The following is an 18345-nucleotide window of genomic DNA, read 5'->3' as shown; positions in this document are numbered from 1 at the left end:
TGCGGCTTTTACTTAGCCGCAATATTTTCACCAAAACACATTTCGTGTCATCCAAACCGTGCCCAAAAACGTTCTAGCGCTCTGTAGAGCGTTTGATGCTTGGCATAAAAACAATAGCCACACGCTTTACCCATACCGAATCTTTGCCGAATTAAAGCCCGTTTCGGGCGCAAACCATGACAACACAACAACTTGCCAATCCGTCGTCGCTGGCAGCAGCCGCCAATTTCTTGCCTGATCACTGGCAAAATGACGTCGCGAAACAGCTTGCACCAGGGGAAAACGTTTTAAGCAGCGTGGAGGTTGACCTCGATGCGAAATTACATTTCTCAAAAGGATTAGTTCTGGTCACGGACCGGCGCTTGCTGGCGCGCGCCCCGGGCGAGACAGCGTGGCGCGACTGGCCGTATCGCGAAGGACTGGCGCTGCGCCACCACGACCACGCCGGCGTCGGGCATCTCGAACTGACCGATGCGCACGGATTGCTGGCCAGCTGGCGCTTCACGCTGGGCCAGAACCTGCACGCCGTGCGCGTGGCCGACCAGTTCCAGGACCAGATGGAAAGCGCGCTGACAGGCGTGGCCATCCAGCCGCCGGAGCAGCACACTTGTCCAAGTTGCAAGGCGCCTCTTGATGCCGACCAGGACGATTGCCCGATCTGCGAAAAAGTGCTGCACACGCCGCCGTCGACGTGGACGCTGTTCCGCCTGTGGCGCTTCGCCAAGCCGTATCAGGGGCAATTGTTCTTGGGCTTCCTGCTGATGCTGGGTTCAACCGGCGCGCACATGATTCCGCCGTACCTGACGATGCCGCTGATGGACAATGTCCTGATCCCGTACCAGAACGGGCAGCAGATCGATACGAGCCTGGTGTATATGTATATGGGCGGCTTGCTGGCCTCGGCCGTGCTGGCCTGGGCACTGGGCTGGGCCAAGACCTATGTGCTGGCGCTGGCGTCCGAGCGCATCGGCGCCGACCTGCGCTCCACCACCTACGAACACCTGATGCGCCTGTCGCTCGAATTTTTCGGCGGCAAGCGCACGGGCGACCTGATGGCGCGTATCGGCAGCGGTTCCGACCGCATCTGCGTGTTCCTGTCGCTGCACCTGCTGGACTTCCTGTCCGATGTCCTGATGATCATCATGACCGGCGTGATCCTGTTCTCGATCAATCCGTGGCTGGCGCTGGTCACACTGGCGCCGCTGCCATTCATCGCCTGGATGATCCATCTCGTGCGTGACAAACTGCGCACCGGCTTCGAAAAGATCGACCGCGTGTGGGGCGAGGTGACCAATGTGCTGGCCGATACGATTCCGGGCATCCGCGTCGTGAAGGCATTTGCACAAGAGAAGCGCGAAGCGGCCCGTTTCCGCGAAGCCAACCGGCACAACCTGAACGTCAACGATAAGCTCAACCGCGTGTGGTCGCTGTTCTCGCCGAGCGTGTCGTTCCTGACCGAACTGGGCCTGCTCGTGATCTGGTGCTTCGGTATCTGGCAAGTCTCGCGCGGCGACATCACGGTCGGTACGCTGACTGCCTTCATCGCCTACAGCGGCCGCTTCTATGTGCGGCTCGATTCGATGAGCCGCATCGTGTCGGTCACGCAAAAATCGGCCTCGGCCGCCAAGCGCATCTTCGACATTCTCGACCATGTCTCGAGCGTGCCCGATCCGGTCAACCCGGTGAAGGTGGCCAAGGTCGAAGGCAATATCGAGCTGCGCGAAGTCGGTTTCCGCTACGGCAACCGCGCGGTCAATCGCGGCATTTCGCTGAACATCAAGGCCGGCGAGATGGTGGGCCTGGTCGGCCACAGCGGGTCGGGCAAGAGCACGCTGGTCAACCTGATCTGCCGCTTCTACGATGTCTCCGAAGGCGCCATCCTGCTCGACGGCAAGGACATCCGCTCGTTCGCTGTCGCCGATTACCGCCGCAATATCGGCCTGGTGCTGCAGGAACCGTTCCTGTTCTTCGGCACCATTGCCGAGAACATTGCCTACGGCAAGCCGGATGCCTCGCGCGAAGACATCATCGCCTCGGCCAGGGCCGCGCATGCGCACGAATTCATCCTGCGCCTGCCGCAAGGCTACGATTCGATGGTTGGTGAGCGCGGGCAGGGCCTGTCGGGTGGCGAGCGCCAGCGCATTTCGATTGCGCGCGCACTGCTGATCGATCCGCCGATCCTGATCATGGACGAGGCAACCTCGTCGGTGGACTCGGAAACCGAGAAAGAAATCCAGAAAGCACTCGACAATCTGGTACAAGGCCGCACGACCATTGCCATTGCTCACCGCCTGTCGACGCTGCACCGCGCCGATCGCCTGGTCGTGCTCGACCGTGGCGTGGTGGTGGAAGAGGGCAGCCACGATGACCTGATGGCGCGCGAAGGCGCGTATCACCGCCTGTACGAAGCGCAAGCGCGCAACGTGGACCAGGACCTGGACGACAAGGACGCATGATGAGTACTGTTTCGACAACCCCGTTCCAGCTGCGCCGCAACAGCTTCGGCAAGCTGGTGATCACTCTCGAGACTGGTGAAGAATACGTGGGCATCACGCCTGTGCGCGCCTTCCCGATCCAGGCGCCGACCAGGGGCATTTCGCTCGTGCGCGATGGCGGCAAAGAGGTCGCCTGGATCGACGACCTGGCGACGATGCCCGAGGATATCCGCACCCTGGTCAGCGATGAAATCGGCGGGCGCGAGTTCATCCCCGAGATCATCAATATCAAGGATGTGTCGAGCTTTGCCACGCCGTGCACCTGGTATGTGACGACCGACCGGGGCGATACCGAGTTCGTGCTCAAGCTCGACGAGGATATTCGCCGCATTGGAGAAGCGTCGCTGCTGGTGGCCGACAGCCACGGCATCAACTTTTTGGTGCGCGACATGTTCAAGATCGACAAGCACAGCCGCAAGATCCTCGACCGTTTCCTGTGACGGGCAGGGCGTCCCCGCTTTGACCCGTCAGCGGCGGCATGTGGTCCCGTACGTTCGTCGGCCCACATACCGCCGGCGCGGATGGCGTTACAGTTGTCTCATCGGCCACACGGCCTTCGCTTACAGGAGACGACCATGGATTCCATCAACCGCAACCAGCCCGAAGAAAACCGCCGCGATCTGGCAGGCGCCGAAGCCATCGAACGCATCAAGGACATCATCGACGATGCCGAGACCGGCTTCTTCATCACCGGCGGCGGCACCGGCGACAGCCGCGGCGTGCGCCCGATGAGCGTGCGCGAGACCGACGACAACGGCGCCATCTGGTACCTGGGCGCGATCGACAGCCACACGAACCAGGAGCTGCAGGCCAACCCGACCGTCAAACTGTTCTTCCAGGCAGGCGAAAACGCCGGCTTCCTCGAACTCGACGGCCATGCTGAAGTCTCGCAGGACAAGGCCCGCATCAAGCAGCTGTGGGAGCCGCTGCTGAAGACCTGGTTCACCGAAGGCGAGGACGACCCGCGCATCATCGTGATCAAGGTGACCCCGAAGTCCGGTTATTATTGGGACAACAAGCACGGCGGCATCGTGGCCGGCGCGAAGATGGCGATCGGCGCCGTGATCGGCAAGACGCTGGATGATTCCATTGAAGGCACGCTGACCTTCTAAACCAGGAAGGGCGGGCCCATGCATGTAATCCTGGTGACGATGGGCTCGGCGGGGGACCTGTTCCCGTTCCTGTGGATCGGGCGGGCCTTGCGCGAGCGCGGTCACCGCGTCGATTTTCTCGGGCCCGACCTGCATGCACTGTATGTCGATGCGGCCGGCCTCACCTTTCATGGGTTGCCGGCCGACCCGGCCGTGCTCGACCATCCCGACCTGTGGCATCCCACCCGTGGCCTGGCCGTGGTGTGGGACGCAACGCGACCGGCGATGGCGCAACTGCCTGCCATGGTGGCGGCGCTCGACAGCGGCAAGGACACTTTGTTGCTCGTGCACCCGCTGGCGCTGCCCGAAGCGGATTTGTGCCGCCTCAATCGGCCTGGCCTGCGCATTGCCGCAACCTGGCTGGCACCGTCAAACCTTCCTACCGTACACGACCCACTGTTGCTTGGGCCCTGGCCCGTGCCCACCTGGGTGCCGCATGGCGTGCGCCGCTGGTTGTGGCGCACGCTCGCTGCACGCTTTATCGATCCGGTTGCCTTGCCCGGCCTGAACGCGGCGCGCGAAGAGCGGGGCTTGCCCCGTGTGCGCAGCCTGATCGACTACATCCAGACCATTCCCGACCTGTCGCTGGCGCTGTTTCCCGACTGGTTTGCCGCGCCCGTGCCGGACTGGCCGCAGCCGCTGTATCAGGCCGGCTTTCCGCTGTACGACCCTGATCCTGACGCCGCGCCAAGCGCAACGCTGCGGGCGTTTCTCGCCGCCGGTGCGCCGCCAGTGGTGTTCACGCCAGGCACCGGCAACCGGCAGGCGGGGCGCTATTTTGAGGCGGCGGCGCAAGCCGTCGCGCAGTTGGGCCTGCGGGCGATTTTCCTGACGCCGCACCGCGAGCAGCTGCCCGGCTCGCTGCCGCCGTCCATCTGCTGGCAAGACTATGTGCCGCTCAAGGCCTTGCTGCCCCATGTTGCGGCGCTGGTTCATCACGGCGGCATCGGCACGACTGCCGAAGCGCTGCGCGCCGGTACGCCGCAGCTGGTGGTGCCGCTCGCGCACGATCAGTTCGATAACGCGGCAAGGGTGATGGCGCTGGGGGCGGGCGCCAGCCTGCACGCCAAGCGCGTCACACCGGCCAGGATGGCGACCGCGCTGCAGCAGGTTGTCACGGGCCCGGTAGCGTCGCAGGCAGCGGCGGTGGCTGCCCGATTCGACACGCCTGACAAGCTCGATGCGCTGTGCCGCCAACTGGAAGACCTGGCGCACGCTTGAGCCGATTGTTGGTAAGCGCACCGACACCTTTGCCGTAAAGGCGTCCAATGGCATATCTAGAATATGCCGGAGGGCAGATGCCCAGCAAGAAAACTACGCCCCAAAACGCTGCCGAAGACGGCTTCGTCCATGTCCGCGGCGCCCGTGAACACAATCTGAAAAACGTCAGCCTCGACATCCCGCGCGGGCAACTCGTCGTATTTACTGGCGTCTCGGGTTCGGGCAAGTCGTCGCTCGCCTTCGGCACGCTGTACGCCGAGGCCCAGCGCCGCTACCTCGAATCGGTCTCGCCCTATGCGCGCCGCCTGTTCCACCAGATGCCGGTGCCCGAAGTCGACACGATCGAAGGCTTGCCGCCGGCCGTCGCCTTGCAGCAGCAGCGCGGCACGCCCACGGCCCGCTCGTCAGTTGGCAGCGTCAGCACGTTATCGAATTCGCTGCGCATGCTGTATTCGCGCGCTGGCGATTATCCGGCCGGGCAAGAGCTGCTATACGCCGAATCGTTTTCGCCCAACACGCCGCAGGGCGCCTGCCCGCGCTGTTCGGGCATGGGGCGCGTGTTCGAGGTGACCGAGCAATCGATGGTCCCGGACGACAGCCTGACAATTCGCGAACGGGCGATTGCTGCCTGGCCGCCGGCCTGGCACGGCCAGAACCTGCGCGACATTCTGGTGACGCTGGGCTACGACGTCGACACCCCGTGGCGCGACCTGCCGAAGAAAGACCGCGACTGGATTCTGTATACCGATGAAAGCCCGAGCGTGCCCGTGTACGGCGGCCTGACGCCTGCAGAAACCCGCGCCGCACTCAAGCGCAAGGACACGCCCAGCTACCAGGGCACGTTCACCGGCGTGCGCCGCTATGTAATGCAGACTTTTGCCAATACCGAAAGCGCGTCGATGAAAAAGCGCGTGGCGCGCTACATGGTCAGCACCGCGTGTCCGGAATGCGAAGGCAAGCGCCTGCGGCGAGAGTCACTGTCGGTGACATTCGCCGGCCTGGATATCGCCGAACTCTCGCGCCTGCCGCTGGCGCGCCTGGCTGAACTGCTGGCGCCGTACACGCACGCGACGAGCAAGGTCGAGAAAGGCCTGCACGCCGAGCAGTTGATCGTGCGTCGGCGCATTGCCGACGACCTGTCGGCGCGCATCGAAGTGCTGCTGGCGTTGGGTCTGGGCTACCTGGCGCTCGATCGCAGCACGCCAAGCCTGTCGCCGGGCGAACTGCAGCGTCTGCGCCTGGCCACCCAAGTGCGCTCCAGCCTGTTCGGCGTCGTCTATGTGCTCGATGAGCCGTCAGCCGGCCTGCATCCGGCTGATGCCGAAGCGCTGCTCGACGCACTGGCGCAACTCAAAGCCGCGGGCAATTCGCTGTTCGTCGTTGAACACGCGCTGGACGTGATCCGCCAGGCCGACTGGATCGTCGACGTCGGCCCGCTGGCCGGCGAGCGCGGTGGCCAGGTGCTCTACAGCGGTGTGCCGGACGGCTTGCGCGATGTGGAAGCATCGCAAACGCGGCGCTACCTGTTCGGCGAAGCAGCTTTGGCACCGCGCACACCGCGCGAACCGACCGGCTGGCTCAAGCTCGAGGCCGTACGCCGCAACAATCTGCAGGATCTCGCCGTCGCGTTCCCGCTGGGCGTGCTCACGAGCGTCACGGGCGTGTCGGGTTCCGGTAAATCGAGCCTGGTCAGCCAGGTGCTGGTCGAACTGGTCGGCGCGGCGCTGGGGCAGGGCAGCGCGGTGGCCGAAGAGCAGTCCGACGAACCGGACCTGGAACGCGACGAAGCCTTGCCCCTCGAGGGGCGCATCGTGGCCGGCATGGAGGGCGTGCGGCGCCTGGTGCGGGTCGACCAGAAGCCGATCGGGCGCACCCCGCGCTCGAATCTGGCCACTTATACAGGCCTGTTCGACCAGGTGCGCAAGCTGTTTGCGGCCACGCCGGACGCGAAGAAACGCCGTTTCGACGCCGGCCGCTTCTCGTTCAACGTCGCCAAGGGCCGCTGCGAGCACTGCGCGGGCGAAGGCTTCGTGATGGTCGAGTTGCTGTTCCTGCCAAGCGTGTACGCGCCATGCCCGACCTGCGACGGCGCGCGCTACAACGCGCAGACGCTCGAAGTGACCTACCGCGGCAAGAACATCGCCGAAGTCCTGGGCATGACGGTGGGCGAGGCGATCACGTTCTTCAAGGATGAAGCGCTGGTTGAGCGCTCGCTGGAAGTGCTGAACGAGGTCGGGCTGGATTACCTGCGCCTGGGCCAGCCGGCCACCGAGCTGTCGGGCGGCGAGGCGCAGCGCATCAAGCTGGCGTCCGAACTGCAGCGCGCCACACGCGGCAATGCGCTGTACGTGCTGGACGAGCCGACCACCGGCCTGCACCCGGTCGATGCCGACCGCCTGATGGTGCAGCTGAACCGTCTGGTCGATGCCGGCAACACGGTGATCGTGGTCGAACACACGATGCGCGTGGTCGCGGGCAGCGACTGGGTGATCGATGTCGGCCCCGGTGCGGGTGATCTGGGCGGCAACATCGTGGTCGCCGGACCGCCGCTTGATGTCGCGCGCAACAAGAAAAGCCGCACAGCGCAGTACCTGATGCCGCATCTGGTTGAGGCCAGGTAGCGCGCGAAGCGGTGCGCCCAACGCGTATCCATTTTGCTAAGATTACGGGTGTTGTGCACGGTCGCGCTTTGGCACGACCGTGCACATTTCGTGTGGGCGCAATGTCACGTTTGCGTTACACTTGGGATATTTTTTTTCTAACAGAACAACAGGCATGCCCGGTCCAAACATCGATAACAGCGCGTTTCGCCGCATCCTTTCCCGCAATGTCGCGCTGCCGTTAGGCATGAGCATTGTCAGTGCGGTCGTGTTCGTTGGCATCATCGCGTACCTGATCAATAACCTGACCTGGGTCGAGCACTCCCAGAAGGTGATCGGCAACGCGCACGAGATCCGCAAGCTGTCGGCCGAGATGGAAGCCGGCATGCGCGGCTATCTGCTGGCGGGCGATGAAGAATTCCTGACGCCGTACCTGCTGTCGGCGCAGCGGATGGGCAGCAGCCTCGATACGCTGGAAGATCTGGTCAAGGACAATGGCGCGCAGGCCGAGCGCATCAAGCGCATTTCGCAGGTCCAGAAACAGTGGGAAACATTCGCCGACGAGATGATCGCGCGGCGCCGGGCCAATGACCTGGCCTACATCGACGCGGTCAGAAGTGGCCGCGGTCGGCTGCTCACCGACGAGATGCGCCGCAATTTCGACCTGGTGCTGGCGGCCGAGGCCCGGCTGCTGCAGGAGCGCAGCGACAATGCGCGCAACACGACCTTCTGGTCGGTGGCGCTGTTCCTGCTGCTCTCCGCGCTGGTGGGTGGCGGCCTGGCCATCTTCGGCCGGCGCCAGCTGATGACGCTGTCCAATACCTACAACGAAGTGCTGGGCCACGAAGCCGAGCACAATGAAAAACTGCGCCATCAGGAGTGGCTCCGTACCGGCCAGAACGAACTGACCGTGCGCAGCGCCGGCATCCACCACCTCGAGCCACTGGCCGAGGCGGTGCTGCCGTACGTCGTCAAGTACCTCGACGGTGTCGTGGGTGCGATGTACGTACGCAGCGAAGACGGCGTGCTGCGCCGCATCGGCGCGTATGGCTTCAACCACACCCCGTCCGAACGCGCCGAATTCATCCAGCCTGGCGCCTCGCTGGCCAGCCAGGCGGCGCAGGAGAACCGCCTCATGGTGCTGGACGAACTGCCGCCCGGCTACATGAAGGTCGGCTCGAGCCTGGGCGAGACCCCCCCGCGCGCGCTGATCATCGCGCCGTTCTACAACCATGGCAAGGTCAAGGGCGTGTTCGAGATCGCCTTCCTGCGTCCGGTGGAACTGCGCGACCGCGAATTCCTCGGCTTCATCGCGCAGGCGGTGGGCGCGGCCATGGCGGCCGTGCTGTATCGCCAGCGCCTGCAGGATTCGCTCGAAGAAAGCCAGACGCTCAACGAAGAACTGCAAGTCCAGCAGGAAGAGCTGCGCACCGCCAACGAAGAGCTCGAAGAGCAGTCGCGCGCACTGGAAGAATCGCAGTCGGCGCTGGAAAACCAGCAGGCCGAGCTGCGCACCACCAACGACCAGCTGGCCGAGCAGGCCCTGAACCTGGACATGAAGAATTCGGCGCTGCAGTCGGCGCAGGAGCAGTTGCAGCAGCGCGCCGTGGAGCTGGAAAGCGCCAGCCGCTACAAGTCCGAGTTCCTGGCCAATATGTCGCATGAGCTGCGCACGCCGCTGAACAGCTCGCTGATTCTGGCCAAGCTGCTGTCCGACAATACGCCGGGCAACCTGAGCGACGAGCAAGTGCGCTTCGCGCAAACCATCTATTCGGCCGGCAACGACCTGCTGCACCTGATCAACGACATTCTGGATATCTCGAAGGTCGAAGCGGGCAAGCTCGAACTGGTGCCCGAAGACGTGCCGGTGCGGCGCGTCGTCGAAGGCCTGGCGCGCACGTTCGAGCCGCTTGCGCGTCAGAAGTCGCTCGAGTTCCGCATCGACGTGGCGCCCGACGTGCCGGCAGCGATCAACACCGACCGCCAGCGCATGGAGCAGATCCTCAAGAACCTGCTGTCGAACGCCGTCAAGTTCACCGACGCGGGCGCTGTCACGCTGTCGGTGCTCACGACGTCCGATGGCGCCGTCGCGTTCCGCGTGCAGGACAGCGGGATCGGCATCGCACCCGACCAGCAGGACAAGATTTTCGACGCCTTCCACCAGGCCGACGGCACCACCAGCCGCCGCTTTGGCGGCACGGGCCTGGGCCTGTCGATTTCGCGTGACCTCACGCGCCTGCTGGGCGGCGGCATTTCCGTCTCGAGTGCGCCGAACGAGGGCAGTGTGTTTACGCTGACGCTGCCGCAGCGCCTGCCGGATTCCCAGCTCTCGTCTGCCTCGTCCATGTCGGCCCCCGTGGTGACCAGTGCACAGCCGTACCATGCGCCAGCCCCGGTGGTCCGCGCCGCCGTGCCCGCACCGGCACCTGCACCGGCGCCCGCGCCCGCACCGGTCGTGACCGACCACTACGAAAGCTTCCCGGATGACCGCGATCGCCCGGCCGATGGCCGCCGCAGCGTGCTGGTGGTCGAGGACGAAATGGCGTTCGCGCGCATCCTGTACGACCTGGCGCGCGAGCTCGATTACCGCTGCCTGGTGGCGATGAGCGCCGAAGAAGGTCTGGCGCTGGCGATCAGCCAGCGGCCCGACGCCGTGCTGCTCGACGTGCGCCTGCCCGACCGCTCGGGCCTGACCGTACTGCAGCAACTGAAGGACAATCCGGCCACGCGCCACATCCCGGTGCACATCATTTCCAGCATCGAGAACGGCGGCGAGGCGCTGCACCTGGGCGCGATCGGCTATGCGCTCAAGCCTGCGAGCCGCGAAGAACTCGAAGAAGTGTTCCGCAAGCTGCAAGAGAAGTCGGCGCAGAAGATCAAGCGCGTGCTGCTGGTCGAGGACGACGAACGCCAGCGCGAGAGCGTCGTGGCGCTGATCGCCGACGACGACGTGCAGATCTCGGCGGTGGGCACGGCCAACGAAGCGCTCAATCTGCTGCGCGCCGAGATCTTCGACTGCATGGTCATCGACCTGAAGCTGCCCGACATGCAGGGTGGCGAGCTGCTCGAGCGCATGTCGCACGAAGAGCTGTGTTCGTTCCCGCCCGTGATTGTCTACACGGGCCGCAACCTGACACGCGACGAAGAGGCGCAGCTGCTGCGCTACTCGCGCTCGATCATCATCAAGGGCGCCCGTTCGCCCGAGCGCCTGCTCGACGAAGTCACGCTGTTCCTGCACAAGGTCGAATCAGAACTGTCGACCGAGCGCCAGAGCATGCTCAAGGCCGTGCGCGGGCGCGACCGCGTGTTCGAAGGCCGCACGATCCTGCTGGTGGACGACGACGTGCGCAATGTGTTCGCACTGACCGCGGCGCTCGAACAGCGCGGCGCGAAGGTCGAAGTGGGCCGCAACGGCTTCGAAGCGATTGCAAAACTCGATGAAGTGCCGGGCATCGACCTGGTGCTGATGGACATCATGATGCCGGGGATGGACGGCATGGAAGCGACGCGCCGCATCCGCGCCGACGGCCGCTTCGACCGCCTCCCGATCATCGCCATCACGGCCAAGGCGATGAAGGACGACCAGGAACAATGCCTGGCCGCCGGCGCCAACGATTACCTGGCCAAGCCGATTGACCTGTCCCGCCTGTACTCCCTGTTGCGGGTCTGGATGCCGACCCTGGAGCGCATTTGAGCCATACGCCGAGCGACTTCGACATCGAGCTGCGGATGCTCGTCGAAGCCGTCTACCTGAAATACAACTATGATTTCCGCGACTATACCGGCGCGTCGCAAAAGCGCCGCGTGCTGGTGGCCATGCGCGAGATGGGGTGCAATACCGTCTCGGAGCTGCAGTCGCGCGTGCTGCACGATCCGAACGGCTTTGCCCAGCTGCTGCAATACCTGACGATTCCCGTTACCGAGATGTTCCGCGACCCGGAGTACTTCAGGGCCGTGCGCGAGCAGGTGGCGCCGTTCCTCAAGACCTACCCGTCGCTCAAGATCTGGGTGGCCGGCTGCAGCACGGGCGAAGAAGTCTATTCGCTGGCGATCCTCTTGAAAGAAGAAGGGCTGCTGGAACGCAGCATCATCTACGCGACCGATATCAATCCGAAGTCGCTCGAGACGGCCCGGCGCGGCGTGTACCCGATCGACCGCATGCGCCTGTACACCGAGAATTACCAGAAATCCGGCGGCAAGGCCGCGTTTTCGGACTATTACACGGCGGCCTACGGCGGCGCGCTGTTCGAGCGCAGCCTGATCGAGAACGTGACCTTTGCCGATCACAGCCTGTCGACCGACACCGTGTTTTCGGAAACGCACTTCGTCAGCTGCCGCAACGTGCTGATCTACTTTAACCGCACGCTGCAGGACCGCGTGTTCGGGCTGTTCCATGAATCGCTGTGCTACCGGGGTTTTCTGGGCCTGGGCAGCAAGGAAAGCATCGACTTTTCCAGCTACGCCGGACGTTTCGAGCCGCTGGCGCGTCGGGAACGGGTGTATCGCAAGGCCGTGCCATGAGCCTGAACGAACAGGTGGCAGCGGCGCTGGGCAAGCGGCGCATCGAGCTGGTGTTGATTGGCGGCTCGGCCGGCGGCGTCGATGCGCTGCTGAGCTTGCTGCCGTCGCTGCAGCCGGGCTACACGCCAGCCGTGGTCTGCATCCTGCACGTGCCGGGCGACCGTGAAAGCCGGCTGGCCGAACTGTTCGATGCGCGCGTGATGCTCCCGGTGCGCGAAGCACGCGACAAGGCGCCGATCGAACCGGGTGTCGTGTATTTTGCCGGCTCGGGGTACCATCTGTCGATCGAGCAGGACCGCAGCTTTTCGCTCAGCTGCGAAGCGCCTGTCCAGTACGCCCGGCCGTCGATTGATGTCCTGATGGAATCGACCGCCAGCGTGTATGGACCGGCAATGACAGGTATACTATTGACCGGCGCCAACTTTGATGGCGCCGAAGGGATGTGCAGTATCCGCGAACACGGCGGACTGACCATTGTCCAGGATCCTGAAGAAGCGCACGCCAGTACGATGCCGAGAGAAGCCATCCGGCGCTGCGCACCACACCTGGTATTGCCGCTGGCCGATATTCGCGCCGCGCTACCCCTGTTGGAGACCCCATGAGCGCCCATGAATTAAGCAAAATCCTGATCGTCGACGACTTGCCCGAGAACCTGCAGGCCCTCGAGGCGCTACTGCGCCACGACCAGCGCGTGATTCACCAGGCCAATTCCGGCGACGCCGCGCTGGCCTTGCTGCTTGAGCACGAATTCGCGCTGGCCATCCTCGACGTGCAGATGCCGGGCATGAACGGCTTTGAACTGGCCGAAGTAATGCGCTCGACGTCGCGCACTCGCCATATCCCGATCGTCTTCGTTTCGGCGGCCGGGCGCGAGCTCGACTACGCCTTCAAGGGCTATGAGAACGGCGCGGTCGACTTTCTCTACAAGCCGATCGATCCGGGCGCGGTGCGCAGCAAGGTCGCCGTGTTCGTCGCGCTCGACCAGCAGCGCCGTGAGACGCGGCGCCAGATGCTGGCGCTCGAGCGCAGCCGGCAAGAGCAGGAAACCTTGCTGCGCGAGCTGAACCAAACCCAGCAGGAGCTACAACGCTCGCTCAAGATGCGCGACGAATTCATGTCGCTCGTCGCGCACGAATTGCGCACGCCGCTCAATACGCTGTTTTTGGAAACCCAGATGCGCAGCCTGCAGATCAAGCGCGGCAATGCGGCCGCGTTCGCGCCGCAGCAGATGGAAGCGATGGTCCAGCGCGACGAGCGCCAGATCAAGTCGATGATCCGCCTGATCGATGACATGCTGGATGTCTCGCGCATGCGTAGCGGCAAGCTGTCGATCCGGCCAACGCAGGTTCAGTTGATGACGCTGCTGGAACGCGTCGTCAGCGATCTGTCGCTGCAGGCAGCCACGACGGGCAGTTCGCTGACCTTGCGCCCGCATGATCCGGTCAGTGGCTGCTGGGACGAGTTCCGCGTCGAGCAGGTGATCGTCAACCTGCTCACCAATGCGCTGCGCTATGGCGGCGGCCAGCCGGTGGAAGTCAGTGTCGAGCAGGTCGGCGAGTGCGTGCGGATCGATGTGCGTGACAGCGGAAAGGGCATTGCCCCAGGCGACCTGGAGCGCATTTTCGAGCCTTACGAACGCGGCGCCCGCAACGGCGAGCCGAAGGGCCTGGGGCTGGGCCTGTATATTTCGCGCCAGCTGGCGATCTCGCACAGCGGCGAGTTGCGGGTCACGAGCGTTGCCGGTGAGGGTTCGACCTTCAGCCTGATGTTGCCATGTACCGCAGTGCCGGTCTGTGCCTGACGGCGTAGCCGTGGGCCAACCGGCATGCTGTCGTCTGCGTGATAGCCAAAATCAATCAACAGTATCCAATCAATCAATTTCCCAAAAGACGAGCTGAGCGGTACACTGCTTGTCATACGTTTCATCCACCACAAATCAGGAGAATACATGTCCCTTATCAATACCCAGATCAAACCGTTCAAAGCCACCGCCTACGCGAATGGCAAATTCATCGACCTGACCGAAGAAAACTTCAAGGGCACCTGGTCGGTGGTGATGTTCTACCCGGCCGACTTTACCTTCGTCTGCCCAACCGAACTGGAAGATCTGGCCTCGTTCCAGCCTGAATTCGAAAAGCTGGGCGTGAACGTATACGGCGTCTCGACCGACAGCCACTTCGCTCACAAGGCATGGCACGACACCTCGGACGCCATCAAGAAAGTGAACTACCCGCTGATCGGCGACCCGACCGGCACCCTGTCGCGCAACTTTGAAGTCATGATCGAAGAAGAAGGCATGGCACTGCGCGGTACCTTCGTCATCAATCCAGAAGGCCAGATCAAGGTCATGGAAGTGCATGACAACGGCATCGGCCGCGACGCATCGGAACTGATGCGCAAAGTCAAAGCTGCCCAGTACGTCGCTGCTCACCCAGGCGAAGTCTGCCCAGCCAAGTGGACCGAAGGCGCTGACACCCTGACCCCATCGCTGGACCTGGTCGGCAAGATCTAAGTAACGCGGTAGTCTGGTAGCCCCCTGACCGGGCCGCTGCGGCGGCCCGGTGCTTTTATCGCCCTCCATTTATTGATTCAAAGAGTTTAAGGAAACCATCATGCTTGACGCGACCCTCAAGAAACAGTTGCAAGCCTATCTGGAAAAAGTGGTGCAGCCGATCGAGCTGGTTGCATCCTTGGATGATTCGCCGAAAGCGCGCGAAATGGATGAGCTGCTGCGTGAAATCGCAGAGCTGAGCAACAAGATTACCGTGCGCCAGGAAGCCAACGAGCGCACCCCGTCGTTCGCGATCAACCGCGTCGGCACCGATATCGGCGTGCGTTTCGCCGGCATCCCGTTGGGCCATGAATTTACCTCCCTCGTGCTGGCACTGCTGCACGTGGGTGGCCACACCATCAAGCTGGAGCAGGCGGTCATCGACCAGATCGCTGCCCTGGATGGTGACTATGTTTTTGAAACCTACATCTCGCTGTCGTGCCACAACTGCCCGGAAGTCGTGCAGGCACTGAACACGATGTCGGTGATCAACCCGCGCATCAAGGTCGTGACGATCGATGGCGGTGTCTTCAAGCAGGAAGTTGAAAGCAAGCAGATCCTTGCCGTGCCGATGATGTTCCTGAATGGCCAGCATTTCGGCCAGGGCCGCACCAGCGTCGAAGAGATCCTGTCGAAGATCGACGTGAGCGGCGGCGCGAAAAAAGCGGCGGCACTGAGCGAGAAAGAAGCGTTTGACGTGCTGATCGTCGGCGGCGGGCCTGCCGGCGCGGCTGCGGCAATCTATGCCGCCCGTAAGGGCATCCGTACCGGCGTGCTGGCTGACCGTTTCGGCGGCCAGGTGCTCGATACGCTGGCGATCGAAAACTATGTGTCGCTCAAGGCAACCGATGGTCCGAAGTTCGCCGTCGCGCTGGAAGAACACGTCAAGGATTATGACGTCGACATCATGAACACGCAGCGCGCCAGCAAAGTGGTGGGCGGCAGCCTGATCGAAGTCCACACCGAGAGCGGTGCGGTGCTGAAATCGAAATCGGTGATCATTGCCACGGGCGCCCGCTGGCGCGAGATCAATGTGCCGGGCGAAAAAGAGTACAAGAACCACGGCGTGGCGTACTGCCCGCACTGCGACGGTCCGCTGTTCAAGGGCAAGCGCGTGTCGGTGATCGGCGGCGGTAACTCGGGCGTGGAAGCGGCGATCGACCTGGCTGGCCTGGTCAAGGAAGTCACGCTGATCGAATTCGGCAACGAGTTGCGCGCCGATGCGGTCCTGCAGCGCAAGTTGACCTCGCTGCCGAACGTGAAAGTGATCAAGTCGGCGCAGACGACCGAGATCCACGGTGACGGCAAGATCGTCAACGGCCTGAGCTACAAGGATCGCAACACCGGCGCCATCCACCGGATCGACCTGGAAGGCGTGTTCGTCCAGATCGGCCTGATCCCGAATTCGGAATTCCTGAAGGGTTCGATCGATCTGTCGGCGCACGGCGAAATCGAAGTCGATGCCCGTGGCCACACCTCGATGCCGGGCGTGTTTGCCGCTGGCGACGTGACGACGGTGCCGTTCAAGCAGATCGTGATTGCGGTGGGTGAGGGTGCGAAAGCATCGCTGGCAGCGTTTGACTACCTGATCCGCCAGCCGGTGGAACTGGAAGAGGACGAGCAGAAAGCTGCTTGATGTGAGGGCGGGCCGAAAGGCCTGCCCTGGAAACAATTGGAGCGAGCCGACAGGCTTGCTCGCAATGAAAATGAACGCCGTCTTCCCAGTGGAAGATGGCGTTTTTTATTTAGTGCAGCGAGAACAGTACCGTCGAGGAGATGGCGCCCGACTCCAGCAAGAACCAGGTGGCAGCGCTGGCGAGGGCCAGATGGACAGCAGTCCAGGTCATTGGGTGGCGGCGCATGGTAAATCTCCTGGGTGGTGGCAGTACTGTGAATGTGGATTACATCTTAAGTCGCCAAATTCGCCTTGGGCATCGGTAAATACTCCGTCGTGCTGTAGGACTAAACCTTCTTGGGAATTTGTGTCGCACAATTGAGATCTAATCGACAATATTTTTGGAAGGTGGGGCTCCTACGCCGCAAGTAGGTGGCGTCCTATAGTCGAGTCGGGGCGGCCAACCTACAGTCGATATCACCATGACACGACACGACCCCACCCTCATGCACCGCGGCCTCATGGCCGTGCGTCGCCACTCCATCCAGCGCCTTCTCGACGGTGTCTTCGGCATCGCCAGGCTGCGCGACGGCCAGCAACGCGTGATTGACAGCGTCCTTGATGGCAAGGACACGCTGGCGATCATGCCCACGGGTGGCGGCAAATCGCTGTGCTATCAGATACCGGCCAAGATGCTTGAAGGGATCACGGTCGTCGTCTCGCCACTGATCTCGCTGATGAAAGACCAGCTCGAGAAGCTCGAAGAGATCGGCGTGCGTGCGGTGCAGGTCAACAGCTGCCTGAACGCCGAAGAAGAACATGCGGCCATCGCGGCGATCGAGCAGGAAACCTGCGAGATCGTGTTCTGCACGCCAGAGCGCATGGTCTCGCCCGAGTTCATCGCGACGCTGCAGAAGGTCACGCTCGACATCGTCGTCATCGACGAGGCGCACTGCATCTCGCAGTGGGGCCACGATTTCCGCCCGGCCTATATCGGCCTGGGCGCTGCCATCGAAGCGATCGGCCGCCCACCGGTGCTGGCACTGACGGCCACTGCCACTGACGAAGTCGTCGCCGACATCAACAAGCAGCTGGGCCGCAAGCTCAATGTCATCAACACCGGCGTGTACCGCCCGAACCTGCACTACGCCGTGCAGCAGGTCACGAGCGTGGCCGAGAAATACCAGGCCGCGCTGCGGCTGGTGCAGGCATCCGAAGGCGTCGGCATCGTCTACGCCGCTACCGTCAAGGCGGCGGAAGACATGCTGGCCGTGCTCGAAGAAGCGGGCGAATCGGTCACCATTTACCACGGCAAACTGCCGGCCGCCGAGCGCAAGCAGAACCAGGACCTGTTCATGGACGGCGAGCGCCGCGTGATGGTCGCGACCAATGCATTCGGCATGGGCATCGACAAGTGCGACACGCGCTTCGTGATCCACCTGCAGATTCCGCCGAATCTCGAATCGTATTACCAGGAATCCGGCCGCGCCGGGCGCGACGGTCTGGATGCCACCTGCACGCTGCTGTACCTGCGGGACGACAAGCGCCTGCAGCAGTTCTTCCTGATGAAGCACTACCCGTGCGCGCAGGAGCTGCAACTGGTGCATTGCACCGTGCGTGGACTGGGCGATACCGGTCCGGTCACGCCGGCGCGCCTGGACGAAGCGCTGGCCGATCTGGCTGACTCGAGCATCAAGGTCTGCATCAAGCTGCTCAAGGATGCCAAGCTCATTCGCCAGAACCGCAAGCTCGAATACACCGCCGCCAGCGCCGAGCCAAAGCCCGGCATCTTCGACAAGCTCGCTGCCGTGTACGTTCAGAAGCAGGAACACGACAAGCACGCGCTCGAGCAAATGGTCAGCTACGCCGTCAGCGGTTTCTGCCGCTGGAAGCTGATCCTCGACTATTTCGATGACAAGGTGGCAGGCTTCCAGCACTGCTGCAAGTGCGACAACTGCCTCAACCCGCCGGCGCTGTCGCTGACCGAAGGCATCGAGATTCGTGACGACGAGTTCGACCACGAGCCGGTGGCCGACGTGCCGGCGCCGAAGTTCGCCGTGGGTGCGCGCGCCTGCTCGGCCAAGTATGGCGAGGGTGTCGTGACTGCTGTCGCCGGCGACCAGATCACGCTCGATTTTGCCGATGGAGAAAGCCGGACCTTCATGGTCGACTTCCTCACCCCGGCGTAAGG

At 63.2% G+C, this 18345-nt stretch carries 12 protein-coding genes; all 12 read left to right on the top strand.

Annotated features, from left to right (window positions below):
- The first annotated feature begins 176 nt into the window (after window positions 1–176).
- The 12 genes from AC56LW_RS02975 to AC56LW_RS02920 all read left to right on the top strand — a co-directional run bounded on the left by AC56LW_RS02975 (window position 177) and on the right by AC56LW_RS02920 (window position 18343).
- Window positions 177–2456, top strand: a complete 2280-nt coding sequence (locus AC56LW_RS02975; protein WP_332531526.1) for a cyanophycin metabolism-associated ABC transporter — start codon at window positions 177–179, stop codon at window positions 2454–2456.
- Window positions 2453–2935, top strand: a complete 483-nt coding sequence (locus AC56LW_RS02970) for a cyanophycin metabolism-associated DUF1854 family protein (RefSeq protein WP_499557586.1) — start codon at window positions 2453–2455, stop codon at window positions 2933–2935. The genes AC56LW_RS02975 and AC56LW_RS02970 overlap by 4 nt, the downstream gene beginning before the upstream one ends.
- A gap of 135 nt (window positions 2936–3070) precedes the next feature.
- A complete protein-coding gene (locus AC56LW_RS02965; RefSeq protein WP_332531527.1) occupies window positions 3071–3607 on the top strand; it encodes a pyridoxamine 5'-phosphate oxidase family protein in 537 nt (178 codons plus the stop codon).
- An 18-nt stretch (window positions 3608–3625) separates the two neighbouring features.
- Entirely contained in the window at window positions 3626–4867 is a 1242-nt protein-coding gene (locus tag AC56LW_RS02960) for a glycosyltransferase (RefSeq protein ID WP_499631456.1), read from the top strand.
- A gap of 77 nt (window positions 4868–4944) precedes the next feature.
- Window positions 4945–7488 carry an excinuclease ABC subunit UvrA gene (locus AC56LW_RS02955; protein ID WP_499631453.1) on the top strand — a complete coding sequence of 848 codons (2544 nt, stop codon included), beginning with the start codon at window positions 4945–4947 and terminating at the stop codon, window positions 7486–7488.
- 154 nt (window positions 7489–7642) lie between these two features.
- Complete coding sequence (locus AC56LW_RS02950) at window positions 7643–11161, top strand: response regulator (RefSeq protein ID WP_499631451.1); 3519 nt, start codon at window positions 7643–7645, stop codon at window positions 11159–11161.
- Between the two features lie 35 nt (window positions 11162–11196).
- Entirely contained in the window at window positions 11197–11988 is a 792-nt protein-coding gene (locus AC56LW_RS02945; RefSeq protein WP_258835977.1) for a CheR family methyltransferase, read from the top strand.
- Entirely contained in the window at window positions 11985–12590 is a 606-nt protein-coding gene (locus tag AC56LW_RS02940; RefSeq protein WP_332531531.1) for a chemotaxis protein CheB, read from the top strand. Before AC56LW_RS02945 ends, AC56LW_RS02940 begins: the two co-directional genes overlap by 4 nt.
- Window positions 12587–13789, top strand: a complete 1203-nt coding sequence (locus AC56LW_RS02935; RefSeq protein WP_332531532.1) for a hybrid sensor histidine kinase/response regulator — start codon at window positions 12587–12589, stop codon at window positions 13787–13789. The genes AC56LW_RS02940 and AC56LW_RS02935 overlap by 4 nt, the downstream gene beginning before the upstream one ends.
- 147 nt (window positions 13790–13936) lie before the next feature.
- Window positions 13937–14500 carry an alkyl hydroperoxide reductase subunit C gene (gene ahpC / locus AC56LW_RS02930; protein ID WP_499580383.1) on the top strand — a complete coding sequence of 188 codons (564 nt, stop codon included), beginning with the start codon at window positions 13937–13939 and terminating at the stop codon, window positions 14498–14500.
- Between the two features lie 100 nt (window positions 14501–14600).
- Window positions 14601–16175, top strand: coding sequence for an alkyl hydroperoxide reductase subunit F (ahpF, locus tag AC56LW_RS02925; RefSeq protein ID WP_258835174.1), 1575 nt, complete (start codon window positions 14601–14603; stop codon window positions 16173–16175).
- A 461-nt stretch (window positions 16176–16636) separates the two neighbouring features.
- Window positions 16637–18343, top strand: a complete 1707-nt coding sequence (locus AC56LW_RS02920; RefSeq protein WP_499631446.1) for a RecQ family ATP-dependent DNA helicase — start codon at window positions 16637–16639, stop codon at window positions 18341–18343.
- The last annotated feature ends 2 nt before the right edge of the window (window positions 18344–18345 follow it).

The sequence above is a fragment of the Telluria sp. LT2P80 genome (assembly GCF_059685955.1).
Note: the sequence above shows the minus strand (reverse complement) of the source record. Positions and strands in the feature narration are given on the sequence as shown.

Coding starts and splice junctions, on each gene's coding strand:
- AC56LW_RS02975 (WP_332531526.1), top strand. CDS start 177: ATGACAACACAACAACTTGCCAATCCGTCGTCGCTGGCAGCAGCCGCC.
- AC56LW_RS02970 (WP_499557586.1), top strand. CDS start 2,453: ATGATGAGTACTGTTTCGACAACCCCGTTCCAGCTGCGCCGCAACAGC.
- AC56LW_RS02965 (WP_332531527.1), top strand. CDS start 3,071: ATGGATTCCATCAACCGCAACCAGCCCGAAGAAAACCGCCGCGATCTG.
- AC56LW_RS02960 (WP_499631456.1), top strand. CDS start 3,626: ATGCATGTAATCCTGGTGACGATGGGCTCGGCGGGGGACCTGTTCCCG.
- AC56LW_RS02955 (WP_499631453.1), top strand. CDS start 4,945: ATGCCCAGCAAGAAAACTACGCCCCAAAACGCTGCCGAAGACGGCTTC.
- AC56LW_RS02950 (WP_499631451.1), top strand. CDS start 7,643: ATGCCCGGTCCAAACATCGATAACAGCGCGTTTCGCCGCATCCTTTCC.
- AC56LW_RS02945 (WP_258835977.1), top strand. CDS start 11,197: ATGCTCGTCGAAGCCGTCTACCTGAAATACAACTATGATTTCCGCGAC.
- AC56LW_RS02940 (WP_332531531.1), top strand. CDS start 11,985: ATGAGCCTGAACGAACAGGTGGCAGCGGCGCTGGGCAAGCGGCGCATC.
- AC56LW_RS02935 (WP_332531532.1), top strand. CDS start 12,587: ATGAGCGCCCATGAATTAAGCAAAATCCTGATCGTCGACGACTTGCCC.
- ahpC (WP_499580383.1), top strand. CDS start 13,937: ATGTCCCTTATCAATACCCAGATCAAACCGTTCAAAGCCACCGCCTAC.
- ahpF (WP_258835174.1), top strand. CDS start 14,601: ATGCTTGACGCGACCCTCAAGAAACAGTTGCAAGCCTATCTGGAAAAA.
- AC56LW_RS02920 (WP_499631446.1), top strand. CDS start 16,637: ATGACACGACACGACCCCACCCTCATGCACCGCGGCCTCATGGCCGTG.